The 13,264-nt window shown below is 46.7% G+C and carries 15 protein-coding genes; all 15 read left to right on the top strand.

Annotation, left to right across the window (positions count from 1 at the left end; all coding sequences use genetic code 11):
- Window positions 1-3 precede the first annotated feature (3 nt).
- Genes fliM through B2U10_RS00450 form a run of 15 tightly spaced genes read left to right on the top strand, consistent with a single transcriptional unit; the run spans window position 4 to window position 13,260 of the window.
- Window positions 4-987, top strand: a complete 984-nt coding sequence (fliM, locus tag B2U10_RS00520; RefSeq protein WP_029342065.1) for a flagellar motor switch protein FliM — start codon at window positions 4-6, stop codon at window positions 985-987.
- 1 nt (window position 988) lies between these two features.
- Window positions 989-2,107, top strand: coding sequence for a flagellar motor switch phosphatase FliY (fliY, locus tag B2U10_RS00515; RefSeq protein WP_035407007.1), 1,119 nt, complete (start codon window positions 989-991; stop codon window positions 2,105-2,107).
- Window positions 2,108-2,119: 12 nt separating this feature from the next.
- Window positions 2,120-2,485 (top strand): response regulator, encoded by a 366-nt coding sequence (locus tag B2U10_RS00510; protein ID WP_035407009.1) that lies wholly within the window; start codon window positions 2,120-2,122, stop codon window positions 2,483-2,485.
- Entirely contained in the window at window positions 2,482-2,973 is a 492-nt protein-coding gene (locus B2U10_RS00505; RefSeq protein WP_035407011.1) for a flagellar biosynthetic protein FliO, read from the top strand. The genes B2U10_RS00510 and B2U10_RS00505 overlap by 4 nt, the downstream gene beginning before the upstream one ends.
- Window positions 2,970-3,638: a flagellar type III secretion system pore protein FliP gene (fliP, locus tag B2U10_RS00500; RefSeq protein ID WP_035407016.1), complete on the top strand. Its 669-nt coding sequence runs from the start codon at window positions 2,970-2,972 to the stop codon at window positions 3,636-3,638. Before B2U10_RS00505 ends, fliP begins: the two co-directional genes overlap by 4 nt.
- Before the next feature lie 11 nt (window positions 3,639-3,649).
- Complete coding sequence (fliQ, locus tag B2U10_RS00495) at window positions 3,650-3,922, top strand: flagellar biosynthesis protein FliQ (RefSeq protein ID WP_023468705.1); 273 nt, start codon at window positions 3,650-3,652, stop codon at window positions 3,920-3,922.
- Complete coding sequence (gene fliR / locus B2U10_RS00490) at window positions 3,919-4,686, top strand: flagellar biosynthetic protein FliR (protein WP_035407018.1); 768 nt, start codon at window positions 3,919-3,921, stop codon at window positions 4,684-4,686. Before fliQ ends, fliR begins: the two co-directional genes overlap by 4 nt.
- A gap of 4 nt (window positions 4,687-4,690) precedes the next feature.
- Window positions 4,691-5,782, top strand: coding sequence for a flagellar biosynthesis protein FlhB (gene flhB / locus B2U10_RS00485; protein ID WP_035407021.1), 1,092 nt, complete (start codon window positions 4,691-4,693; stop codon window positions 5,780-5,782).
- A gap of 14 nt (window positions 5,783-5,796) precedes the next feature.
- Window positions 5,797-7,821, top strand: a complete 2,025-nt coding sequence (gene flhA, locus B2U10_RS00480) for a flagellar biosynthesis protein FlhA (protein ID WP_035407024.1) — start codon at window positions 5,797-5,799, stop codon at window positions 7,819-7,821.
- A 3-nt stretch (window positions 7,822-7,824) separates the two neighbouring features.
- Complete coding sequence (locus tag B2U10_RS00475) at window positions 7,825-8,868, top strand: flagellar biosynthesis protein FlhF (RefSeq protein ID WP_035407027.1); 1,044 nt, start codon at window positions 7,825-7,827, stop codon at window positions 8,866-8,868.
- Window positions 8,865-9,719: a MinD/ParA family protein gene (locus B2U10_RS00470; RefSeq protein WP_052018993.1), complete on the top strand. Its 855-nt coding sequence runs from the start codon at window positions 8,865-8,867 to the stop codon at window positions 9,717-9,719. The genes B2U10_RS00475 and B2U10_RS00470 overlap by 4 nt, the downstream gene beginning before the upstream one ends.
- Before the next feature lie 21 nt (window positions 9,720-9,740).
- Window positions 9,741-11,744, top strand: a complete 2,004-nt coding sequence (locus tag B2U10_RS00465) for a chemotaxis protein CheA (protein WP_290785148.1) — start codon at window positions 9,741-9,743, stop codon at window positions 11,742-11,744.
- Window positions 11,745-11,755: 11 nt separating this feature from the next.
- The gene (locus B2U10_RS00460) at window positions 11,756-12,184 is read left to right on the top strand and encodes a chemotaxis protein CheW (RefSeq protein ID WP_035407036.1); all 429 of its coding nucleotides are present in this window, start codon (window positions 11,756-11,758) and stop codon (window positions 12,182-12,184) included.
- Window positions 12,177-12,785: a chemotaxis protein CheC gene (locus tag B2U10_RS00455; RefSeq protein ID WP_035407039.1), complete on the top strand. Its 609-nt coding sequence runs from the start codon at window positions 12,177-12,179 to the stop codon at window positions 12,783-12,785. Before B2U10_RS00460 ends, B2U10_RS00455 begins: the two co-directional genes overlap by 8 nt.
- The gene (locus tag B2U10_RS00450; protein WP_035407042.1) at window positions 12,778-13,260 is read left to right on the top strand and encodes a chemotaxis protein CheD; all 483 of its coding nucleotides are present in this window, start codon (window positions 12,778-12,780) and stop codon (window positions 13,258-13,260) included. The genes B2U10_RS00455 and B2U10_RS00450 overlap by 8 nt, the downstream gene beginning before the upstream one ends.
- Window positions 13,261-13,264: the final 4 nt, after the last annotated feature.

The following is a 13,264-nucleotide window of genomic DNA, read 5'->3' as shown; positions in this document are numbered from 1 at the left end:
AGCATGAGCGAAGTATTATCCCAACATGAAATCGATGCCTTGCTATCAGCCATTTCAAGCGGAGATATGGAAGTCGAGGAAATCCGAAGTCAAGAGGAGCAGCGTCGAGTCAAGGTCTATGACTTTAAACGAGCACTCCGTTTCTCAAAAGATCAATTACGGAATTTGACGCGTATTCATGAACAGTTCGCCCGAGTCTTGACGACACATTTTTCTGCACAACTTCGGACATATGTTCAGTTCACGGTTAATACGGTCGAACAACTTCCGTATGATGAATTCATTCATTCCATTCCGAACATGACGTTGATTAATCTAGTGAATCTTCATCCGCTCGATGGAAAAGTCTTATTTGAAGTCAATCCGAACATCGCCTATGCGATGCTCGATCGTTTACTTGGGGGACCAGGTGAAGGAATGAACAAGATCGAGAATTTGACGGAAATCGAGACACGTATACTAACACAACTGTTCAAGCGTGCCTTTGTTCAATACGGGGCGGCTTGGGAGTCGGTAACAGAAGTCGAAGCGGAATACGATGATTTGGAAATCAATCCGCAGTTTCTGCAACTGGTCTCTCCAAATGAGACAGTCATTCTCGTCTCGATTTACGTAACGGTCGGAGAAGTGAGCGGTACGTTGAATGTCTGCTTGCCGTTCGTGACCCTTGAATCCGTTCTTCCGAAATTATCAAGTCATTATTGGATGCAACAAGAAAAGCGAACGACAGCAGATAATCAAGAGTCTGAACACATGCAAACGCAGTTGATGAGTTCCGTCGTCGATTTAAAAGCAGTGCTCGGCCAAACAGAGCTTTCGTTTGGTGAATTGTTACACCTCGAAGTAGGCGATTGTTTATCCCTGAAGACACGAGCCTCGGATGCCGTCGATGTATTCGTCGACGACCGGAAGATGTTCAAGGCGCGACCGGGATTAAACGGGAAACACCTCGCTTTGCAAGTCTTACAACGAATTGAGGAGGAATAACATGAGCGATATGCTTTCGCAAGATGAAATCGATGCGTTATTACGCGGAACGCCATCCACCGATGAACCGCAAGAGCCAGACGTAAAGGAAATACTAGATGACATGGAGATTGATGCATTAGGGGAGGTCGGAAATATCTCACTTGGTAATTCGGCAACGGCCTTATCGGCATTGTTGAATCAAAAAGTAGAGATTACGACACCGCACGTCCGAATGATCTCCATGGAAGAATTACGCAGTCGTTATCCGATTCCGCACGTCGCGCTACGTGTCGGTTATACGGAAGGATTCAAAGGAGAAAACGTCCTGATCCTGACACAGCGAGATGCTTCCGTCATCGCGAACCTGATGATGGGAGGCGATGGCGTCATCGACGAGTCACTGGAGATGGACCCGATTGCTCTATCTGCCGTACAGGAAGCGATGAACCAGATGATGGGAGCAGCTGCTACCTCGATGTCGACTGTATTCTCGATGCGAATCGATATTTCGCCGCCAGCAGTTGAAATCTTCGACTTTTCTCAAGATAAGAGTATCGTCGATAGCTTTTCTCTTTGGGAGAACATGGTCATCATCGAGTTTGATCTTAAGATTGGCACGATGATCGATTCAAAAATCGTTCAATTAGCACCACTGGACTTCTCGAAACAATTGATTCAAAAACTCTTTAGCGCGAGTACGACTCAACAAGCAGAGCCTGCACCACAAGTAACGGAGCAAGCACAACCATCACCATCACCACCATCGGCGCCAGCAATGGCACAACAAACTACAGTTGCATCACCTGAACCGAAAGCAACGCCAGTCGGTGTCAGTCCGGTTCAATTCAGCCAATTAGGTGAGATGGAAGTAGAGGGTACGCCAGGAAATATTGGGATGTTATATGACGTTCCGTTGAACGTCACGGTTGAGTTAGGACGGACACGTCGCTCCGTTCGTGACATATTGGAATTGACACAAGGTTCCGTGATTGAGCTGGATAAACTGGCAGGAGAACCGGTTGACGTTCTCGTCAACAATACATTGATCGCAACAGGTGAAGTGGTCGTCATCGAAGAAAACTTCGGTGTACGCATTACAGAAATCGTAAATACAAAAGAACGTCTTCGGATGTTCTAAGGAGGAACTAATATGAGTGCAAAAGTATTAATCGTAGACGACGCCGCTTTCATGCGGATGATGATCAAGGAAATCTTATCGAAGAACGGCTATGATGTCGTCGGTGAAGCAGAAAACGGACGAGAAGCGGTCTCTAAGTACAAGGAATTGACACCGGACCTCGTCACGCTAGACATTACGATGCCTGAAATGGACGGAATCTCTGCGCTTAAAGAAATCAAAGCATTTAACCCTGCCGCTAAAGTCATCATGTGTTCAGCGATGGGGCAACAGTCGATGGTCATCGATGCGATTCAAGCAGGTGCAAAAGATTTCATCGTTAAACCGTTCCAAGCGGATCGCGTGCTTGAAGCGGTCTCGAAAACTGTCTCGTCATGAAAAAAGTGACTTTGCTGATTTGTCTCCTGTTTCTGCTTGCGCTTCCTGTGCAAGCGGAAACAGTCGAAGAAAAATTGAATCCAACTCAGAGCGATACACCAACGACTCAGCAAGTCGATGAGAGTCCTTCCATGGCGTTGACTATCTTCAAAGGAGTCGTCGTTCTCGTCGTTTTGATCGGCGGATTCATCCTTGTGACACGATTCATTCATGAACGGACACGAGGTGTGAGACATTCTGGTCGATTGACTCACCTAGGTGGTGTACCACTAGGAAAGGATCGATCCGTCCAGTTAGTGAAGGTGCAGGACAGGATTTATGTCGTAGGTGTTGGAGAGAACGTACAGTTGTTAGATACACTTGATGATTTAGAGGGATATGAGCCGATGGATCTTGAAGAGTCTTCATCTAAAACGGGATCTTCACCGTTTCTTGAGACATTCAAACAACAACTCGAACAATTGCAAAAGAATCGAGGACGCTCATGAACACGATTGAAAATCTAATCTCACTTGATACTCCTTCAGGAACGGCGACATCGATCAAACTACTCGTATTGCTGACATTATTGTCGTTAGCCCCTTCATTACTGATCTTGATGACTTGTTTTACGCGTGTCGTCGTCGTGTTGTCTTTTGTCCGTTCTGCCCTTGGAACACAACAAACGCCGCCGAACCAGCTACTCGTTGGACTGGCACTGTTCATCACGCTGTTCGTCATGTCACCCGTTTTATCAGAATTGAACACGACAGCCTTGAAACCGTATATGGCAGATAAAATCAGTCAAGATGAGGCATTTGATAAAGCTGGGGATACGATGAAGCGATTCATGTCGAAACACACGCGAACGAATGATTTAGAGTTGTTCTTAAAATACGGCAATTATGAAAAACCGAAAAAGATTGAAGATATCCCACTCGTCGCACTCGTTCCAGCATATGCGATTAGTGAATTAAAGACGGCTTTTCAAATCGGATTCATGATCTTCATTCCATTCCTTGTCATTGATATGGTCGTCTCGAGTGTCTTGATGTCGATGGGGATGATGATGTTACCGCCGGTCATGATTGCCTTACCGTTTAAACTTTTGTTATTTATTTTAGTCGATGGCTGGCACCTGATCGTTGAATCACTGCTCGTCAGTATGCGTTAGGGGGAGAGAAGATGACTCAAGAAATGATTATTCAGTTGGCAAGCTCTGCTGTCTGGACATTACTAAAAGTATCAGCTCCCTTATTACTGGTCTCGCTCGTCGTCGGTCTGCTCGTCAGTATTTTGCAGGCGACGACACAGATTCAGGAACAGACGCTATCGTTCGTTCCAAAGATCGTTGCCGTATTTTTAGCACTCGTTTTTTTCGGACCATGGATCATGCAGGAATTACAGACCTTTACGATTGACTTATTTAAGCAAATCGCTGAGGTTTCCCGCAAATGACGTTACTATCTTTCCTGAGTGTTTTTTTGCTCGTCTTTGGACGAATCGTCGGTTTTCTTGTCGCGGCTCCATTGTTTTCCTCAAAGCAATTACCAGCGCAACATAAATTAGCGCTTGCGGCCGGTCTTGCTTACTTTGCGAGTTACGCTGTAAAGACAGACGTTCGAGTAGAAGACTTCGATTTTTTCTTTCGGATGGGAACGGAAGTTTTAGTGGGTCTAGCGCTTGGTTTACTTGCTAGTTTTTTATTGTATGCGCCACAAATTGCCGGTTCGATCATCGATTTGCAGATGGGTCTCGCGATGGCTTCCGCTTATGACCCGATGTTTGGTGGACAGTCACCGATCGTCGGAAGATTTTATTACATGTTGACGTTACTTGTTCTACTCGCTTCTGATATGCATTTAATCCTGCTTGACGGAATCTACACGAGTTTTCAAATCTTTCCGCCGGGCAGTCTGCTTGCGGTATCGGGCGACGCTGGGATGAGTCTTGTCATTCGGGTCGTTGGGCTTGCCATGTTAACTGCGTTACAAATGGCGATGCCACTTGTCGTTTCCCTATTTTTAGTGGATCTCGCACTCGGATTCCTCGCGAAGACGGCACCTCAGTTCAACATTTTCGCGATTGGTTTTTCCGTCAAACTGCTGATGGGATATGTGATTCTATTTTTATTAGCAGGTGCAACGATCACAGGAATCGGTCGATTCGTTCCGTTGTTGCAGGATGTACTTGCAGATGCCATTCGATTACTAGGAGGTTGAGGACATGCATTCATATCGATTACGCCTTGATCTTCAGTATTTCGCTGGTGAAAAGACGGAAAAGGCGACACCTCGAAAGCGGGATGACTCCCGTAAGAAGGGACAAGTCGCAAAATCAGCAGATTTAACAAGCAGTTTCATGTTGTTCGCCATGTTTCTCGTCCTCTATTTTTTTGGTCCGTTTCTAGGACGGCGTTTCGTTCTCGTCCTGCAAGATGGTCTTAGTGCTAGTCAAGTCCTGCAAGCGGTTGAAGAAGGACGAGTTGAACAGATTCTCATCGAGATGCTGATGCAAATGGGGATTTTAGTCGCACCTTTCTTTTTAACAGCGGTCGTGATTGGTATTCTCGGAAACTTCGTCCAAATCGGTGTGCTCTTAAGCGGTGAGGCGATTCAGCCGAAACTGGACCGGATCAATCCGCTTCAAGGCGTCAAACGGATCGTGAGCGTCAAAGCACTTGTCGAGTTTTTGAAATCGGTCTTTAAATTGCTGGTGATCGGTGTAACAAGTGGAACAGTCTTATGGAACAACAAGGTCGAGATCTCGAGATTGACCTCGGAACCGATTGGCGATGCGTTAGCTATCATTGGTCATTTAACATTTTTACTCGGTTTATCGGTCAGTATCGCCTTGATTGCATTAGCCATTCTTGATTTTGCCTATCAGAAATTTGATTTCGAGAAGTCGATCCGAATGAGTAAGCAGGATTTAAAGGATGAGCATAAAAACACAGAGGGTGACCCTCAAATCAAAGGAAAGATTAAACAACAACAACGGGAGATGGCGATGCGGCGGATGATGCAAGAAATACCAAATGCCGACGTCGTTATCACGAACCCGACCCATTATGCGGTAGCGATCCAATACGATGACGGTAAACATATGGCACCGATCGTCGTTGCAAAAGGCGTAGATGCTGTCGCGTTCCGGATTCGGGAGAAGGCGACAGCAGCTGAGGTCCCGATTGTTGAAAACCGTCCGCTCGCGCGGGCGTTGTTCGCTCAATCAGAAATTGGTATGGCAGTGGATGAAACGTTCTATCAGGCGCTCGCTGAAACACTCGCCTTTGTCTATCAACTGAAACAAGCAAAATGAAAGGATGAAGCATCATGAGTATATCAACAAGAGATTTAACGGTCCTGCTAGGCGTCATCATGATCGTCTTCATGCTCGTCATTCCACTGCCCGCTATCATGCTCGATTTTTTAATCATCATCAATATTCTCATTGCCTTGATGGTATTGCTCGTTGCGATGAATGCCAAAGAGGCACTAGAGTTTTCTGTCTTTCCAACATTGTTATTGATCGTTACCTTGTTTCGTCTTGCGCTTAACGTTTCGACGACACGGGCAATCCTGTCAAACGGAAACGGTGGCGAAGTCATTGAAGCATTTGGTGATTTCGTCGTCGGCGGAAATGCCCTCGTCGGCTTCGTCGTATTCTTGATTCTCGTCTTAATCCAGTTCCTCGTCATCACGAAGGGTTCGGAACGGGTCTCAGAAGTGTCGGCACGTTTTACGCTTGATGCGATGCCAGGGAAACAGATGGCAATCGACGCCGATTTGAATTCCGGTATGATCGATGAATTACAAGCTCGGACCCGCCGCCAAAAAATCCAATCTGAAGCAGACTTTTACGGTGCGATGGATGGTGCCTCGAAGTTCGTTAAAGGAGATGCGATCGCCGGGATCATCATCGTCATCATCAATTTAATCTTCGGTATGATCATCGGTGTCGTTCAGCAAGGTTTACCGATGGCGGACTCAGTCAAACTGTATACGTTACTGACGGTCGGAGACGGACTTGTCAGTCAGATTCCAGCCCTTTTAATTTCGGTGGCGACCGGGATCATCGTCACGCGCTCGACTTCAGACGGAAACCTCGGTGAAGATGTCATCGGTCAATTGGCACGGACACCTTTACTTGTCGGAATCGCAGCTGGGGCGATCTTCTTACTCGGATTGTTCACGGCGATTCCCGATTACGTCACGATGCCGATTGCAATCCTGTTCGGCTTCTTCGCTTGGCGGATGAAGCAGACGACGAAGACGATGCAAGAAGAAGTTGCGGTTGAAGAAGCACCGAGTGAAAACTTACGATCAAGCGAATCAGTCATTTCCTTACTCAATGTCGATACGATTGAATTCGAATTCGGTTACGGATTGATTCCACTCGCTGATGAAGCCCAAGGCGGCGATTTACTCGATCGTGTCGTCATGATTCGTCGGCAACTAGCGCTTGAACTTGGATTCGTTCTACCGACCGTTCGGATTCGCGATCATCTGCAGTTATCCCCGAACCAGTATCGAATCAAGATTCGCGGAAGTGAGATGGCAAGTGGTGAGCTTTTACTGGATCATTACTTAGCGATGAGCCCAGGTGTCGATGATCCAGAAATTCGAGGTATCGAAACGGTCGAACCAGCCTTTGGTATGCCAGCACTCTGGATTGATGAACAGACACGTAGTCGAGCAGAGATGTCAGGGTATACGGTCGTTGATCCACCATCTGTCGTCGCGACACATTTGACGGAGCTCTTGAAGAAACATGCCGCTGAATTACTCGGACGAGAAGAGACGAAACAATTGGTCGACCATTTGAAGGAATCGCATCCGATTCTAGTCGAAGAAGTCACACCACAGCTGTTATCGATCGGTGAACTTCAAAAAGTATTCGTTCAATTACTAAAAGAAAAAGTCTCGATTCGAAATCTACCATTGATTTTCGAAACGCTCGCAGACTATGCAGCTGTGACGAAAGACAGCGAATTGCTCGCGGAATATGTTCGTCAATCCTTATCGCGTCAAATTACGGAACAGGTCATGCAAGGAGATGTCTTGCACGTCGTGACGATCTCAAGTGAGATGGAACTGGATATCCAGTCGGCCATCCAAAAGACTGAGTTCGGTAATTATTTAGCGCTTGATCCCGAAAAGGCGACACGTTTCATCGAGACGTTGCAAGAGCGAGCAATGGAATTCGAACGATACGGGGCGCATCCGATCATCCTGACTTCTCCAAGTATCCGGATGTTCGTTCGTCAATTGACAGAACGCTATTTTCCAGATATTCCGATTTTGTCCTATAACGAATTAATGCCGACGATCGAAGTCAAGAGTATTGGGGTGATTTAAGAGATGATAGTCAAAAAAGTCACGGCGGATTCTGTTAGCGAGGCCATGGAACGGATCAAACGCGAACTCGGGAACGATGCCATTATATTAAATACTCGCCACATCAAAGTGGGCGGATTCTTTGGTTTATTTGCGAAGAAAAAAGTGGAATTGGTTGCATCGGTGGATGAACATGTCTCAAGCGAACCTGTCGTCTCGAAGCAAGCAACGAGTCGACAGGAGGTTGTGGAAATTATCCAACCAGTACCAGTGCGTCCGACGATTGTTACGGTCGGCGAGCGACCATTGCCAAAAGAATTGCGACATTATGCGCCGTTACTGGCTGAACCAGCGTTACAGCAGGTATCTGAACGATTACACGAACGGTTATTGACTGCGTATTATCAAACACAACAAACGGAGTTAACGGATCTCTTGACGGAAGAAGTGAAAGCGTCATTACGCGTCACACCGTCGACTGCACGGTATGTCATGTTGACAGGACCGACTGGTGTCGGAAAGACAACGACCATCGCTAAGCTTGCTGCTCACCATGCTCTCATTAAAAATCAACGAGTTGGACTCATCACGACCGATACATACCGGATCTCAGCGATTGAACAATTAAAAACATATGCAGACATATTAGGCATTCCGATTCATGTCGCATATGACTTGGATGATTTCGAACGAGCCAAGCAGGCGTTAGCATCGTGTGACATCGTACTTGTCGATACAGCGGGGCGAAATTTCTTAGACGAAGCGTATGTGGAGCAGTTACGAAGTCGGCATGATTTTGCGGATACGGATGTATTTTTGGTTCTTAGTTTGACCTCGAAATACCGAGATTTATTACAAATCCACGACCGTTTCGGCAAGATTCCTTTATCCGGAATCGTCTTTTCGAAAGCAGATGAAACAAGTGAACTCTGGTCGATATTCGGACTCGCGACCGAGACGAAGTTGCCGATCTATTGTGTGACGACGGGGCAAGAAGTGCCGGAAGACATCACGTTCGCTACGGCGGATGAGTTATCCCGAATGATTGTCGAGAGAGGGATGAGATGATGCGAGAAGATCAAGCACGTGTCTTACGATCTAAAGTGACCGTCAAGGAAACGAAGACGATTGCCATCGTGAGTGGAAAAGGTGGCGTCGGAAAAACGAATGTCGCGGTGAATCTTGGCGTGGCATTATCGTTGCAAGAAAAACGAGTGCTTTTGATTGATCTTGATATTGGAATGGCGAACATCGGGATTCTATTCGGTAAATCGTCGAAGTCATCTTTAATGGAATGCGTCAAACGACGAGAATCACTCCAGCACGCAATCGTGGAACAGTCTCCGTCTCTTCATTTCATTCATGGCGGAAGTGGTTTTGCAGAATTGACGAATCTGACGAAGGAAGACGTGATGTTCCTTCTACGGGAGTTCCAATTTTTCTATGAATATGACTATGTGTTACTCGATTTAGGAGCCGGTGCGAATCATCAGACATTTGATTTCATCAGTAGTGCAGACGAAGCATGGTTGATTGTCACGCCAGAGCCGACTTCGATCATGGACGGATATGCGTTTGTCAAACTGGCACACCATCATGCGACGGATCTTCCGATTTCCGTTGTCGTCAATCGGGCGACGAATGGTGGGGAAGCGCTTGAAACGTTTGATCGATTAGCACTTGTCAGCCAACAGTTTTTGCAAAAACCTCTTCGCTTTACCGGTTTTTTACCAGAAGATCCGACAGTCGTTAAAGCAGTCAAGGCACAGATGCCATTTTATTTGATGGATCGAACGAGCGACGTCAGTTGGCGGCTCGATCACATCACGACATCGTTAACAGGTGTACAAGTCAAGGAACGGAAGTTTTTAGATCGATTGTTACATCGTCTGAAAAAAAGAAAAGATCATGTCCGTTAAGATTAAAGGAGGGTATCAGTCATGGACTTAAATGAATATGTAGGGTTGTTCCTCGATGAGTCGATGGAGCATTTACAAGCAATCAATACAAGCTTATTAGTTTTTGAGGAGCGGCTAGACGACGAGGCGGTCATCGATCAAATTTTCCGTTCTGCCCATACGTTAAAAGGAATGGCAGGAACGATGGGATACGACGCAATCGCTGATTTAACGCACGAGATGGAGAGTGCCCTTGATTTAGTCAGATCGAAAAAACAACCTGCTACTGCTGAACTGATCGATGTTCTCTTCGTAGCCGCCGAGCAACTAGAGACGATGGTAGAAGACATCAGTCGAGGTGGGAAAGGAAAGCTTGACGTCACTGAAACAGTGAGACGTTTACAGCAGTTCATTCGTCCCGAGCAAGAAGAAATCGTTCCAGTTACACCTATAGTTGCTTCACAAACCTTTGAGTGCGACGTTTACTCGGAGGCAGTCGTCAAACAATCGATTGCATCCGGTTATCAAGCGTATATCGTCCACGTCGAACTCTCGGCGGACGTCATCTTAAAAGCGGCACGCGTTTATATGGTGTTTGATCGTTTACAACAACTCGGAGATGTCATCTTATCGAACCCGACATCTGATGAACTGGAGCAGGAGCATTTTGAGACGACGTTCTCAGTCTTGTTCGTGACGCAACAAGATCAGGTGACGATTCAAGAAGCGATTGCTTCTGTATCCGAAGTTGCGATAGTAACGATCGACACATTCGAGACAACACCTGAAGCGGAGGTGGCGACGTCCACACTGCCGCAGGAAGTTCCTGTGCCGACATCTGTCTCTGCATCAGTAGCTTCACCGGAATCATCCGACCAGACAGACATATCTGCGCCTGTCGCTTCGAAAACGATTCGTGTTAACCTCGAGCGAATCGATCGTTTGATGAACCTGTTCGAAGAGTTCATCATCGATCGCGGACGTTTGGAGCGTATTGCAGCAGAAGTCAGCTCACCTGAATTGACAGATACGGTCGAACGGATCAAACGAGGTACGAATGAATTGCAATCGCTCGTCCTAACGTTACGGATGATGCCGATCGAACAAGTGTTCAACCGATTCCCAAGAATGGTGCGTTCCGTTTCGAAAGATGTCGGAAAACATATCAAATTACACATTACGGGTGCCGAGACGGAACTTGACCGTACAGTTATCGATGAGATCGGTGATCCGCTCGTCCACTTGATCCGAAATGCCATTGATCATGGGATTGAGAACAAGGCAGAACGTATTTTAGCAAATAAGCCGGTCGAAGGAAATCTTTCGCTACGTGCTTATCACTCAGGAAACCGGGTCTTCATCGAGATTGAAGATGATGGAGCCGGTATCAATCACGAACGTGTCACACGGATCGCGATTGAAAAAGGATTGATCACGGAAGAAGAAGCAATGCAATTAACGATGGAAGAGGCTTCGATGCTGTTATTTGCACCTGGTTTCTCAACGGCAGAAGAAGTCACCGACTTGTCTGGTCGTGGTGTTGGTCTCGATGTCGTCAAATCGAAGATCGAGTCACTGGGCGGAGAAGTGTTCGTCGAGACACGTCGAGGAGAAGGAACGATTTTCCGAATCAGTTTACCACTGACGCTATCGATCATCTCAGCCATGCTCGTAGAACTCGGACAAGAGACGTATGCGATTCCATTGACTGCCATCATCGAAACAACCTCTTTACGTAAATCAGCCATTCTACAAGCACACCGGGAAAAAGTATTTGATTTCCGTGGGCAGTTGGTTCCGCTTATTTCGTTAAATGAGGTTTATGGGTTGCCGCAACATGAGGCAGAAGCCTATTCGGTCGTCGTCGTCCGGAGTGGTGAAAAATTAGCTGGTTTGATTGTATCTGAATTGATTGGTCAACAAGAGATCGTCATGAAACCACTTGGCAGTTATCTTGAAGGAATCCGTGCCATTTCTGGTGCGACGATTCTTGGAGACGGGCAAGTCGCGTTGATCATTGACAGCAATGCACTATTACGGAAGTGAGGGGAACGAAGATGGAACAAAAATGGGTTGTTTTTCAATTAGAAGATAATGCATACGGTATTGATGTACAGTCTGTTCGTTCAATCGAACGGCTCATCCCGATCACGCGGATTCCGAACGCTGCATCTTATGTCAAAGGAGTCATCAATTTACGCGGTGTCGTTACGCCCGTGATTGATTTGCGTGCTCGTCTTGGATTCGAGTTAGCGAAAGAGACAGAAGAGACACGCATCATCATCGCCACTTTAGAGCATGGAGATGCTGGATTCATCGTCGACCGGGCAAACGAAGTCGTCGAATCAACGGATGTTCGCATTGAACCGCTCAGTGAACAAAAGCAGGAGGATGCCTCATATTTGACTGCAGTCGCCAAAGGCGATCAGCAATTGTTCTCGTTGATTGAACCGAATCGCTTATTTGAGGACATTGTTCATGCTTAACCCAAACGAACGTGACATCTTGAGAGAAGTCGGCAACATTGGAGCCGGTCACGCGGCAACGGCACTTTCTACTTTACTCGGACAGCCGATTGAGATCGAAGTCCCTTCCGCTGAGCTGGAGGATTTCACGACGATCGTCGAGCGAAGTGGAGGAGCTGAGACGTATACTGCTGGTGCATTATTACGTTTTTCTGGAGACATTCAAGCCACGTTACTCTTTTTGATGCCACTACGCGATGCAGAAAAACTTGTGAGTCAATTGATGCAGACGGAATTCCACTTTTTTTCCGAGTCCCACGAAATGGGGGTTTCCGCATGGGAAGAAATTGGGAATATTTTAATAGGAGCGTATGCTCGGGCTATCTCCGATTGGCTTAACTTATCGTTACATGTCAGTGTTCCTGCATCGGCGTTTGATATGGTAGGTGCGTTACTTGAAGTAGCCTTACTTGAATCAACGACTCCTGGAAATATGGCTGTCTATATTGACACGCACTTGTCTAGTGCAGGAAACGATTTGACCGGACATTTACTTTTGTTGCCTGAAGCTAACGCCTTTCAGACGGTCTTTGAACGATTGGGTGTGGACATGAATGGATGAAATCGTACGGATTGGCATTGCGGAGTACGCCATCAGTAAGCACCCCGTCATTTTACGAACGGCAGGTCTTGGATCGTGTGTAGGCGTTGTCATCTACGACCTGGAACAAGGGTTATCGAGTATGGCGCATGTCATGTTACCTGATTCAGCTATCAGTCGGAATCGGGAGCTTGAAGTCGGGAAGTTTGCCGATACGGCAATTCTAGAAGTAGCCCGCCAACTTCGAGCAAGTGGTGCCATCCGATTACGTGCGAAGATTGCTGGTGGGGCTCAGATGTTTCAATTTAAATATGAACATGAATCAATGCGGATCGGTGAGCGAAACATCGCTGCGGTCAAAGCAATGCTTCAACAAGTCAAAATTCCACTCGTTGCTGAAGATGTTGGCGGCACGAATGGACGAACGATCGAGTTCCACTCACAATCAGGGCGTCTCGTCATCCGGACGGTGAATGTCGGGACGCTGGAAATCTAGAGGA

This window comes from Exiguobacterium sp. UBA7533, from assembly GCF_002479335.1.
Taxonomy (GTDB): Bacteria; Bacillota; Bacilli; order Exiguobacteriales; family Exiguobacteriaceae; genus Exiguobacterium_A.
Note: the sequence above shows the minus strand (reverse complement) of the source record. Positions and strands in the feature narration are given on the sequence as shown.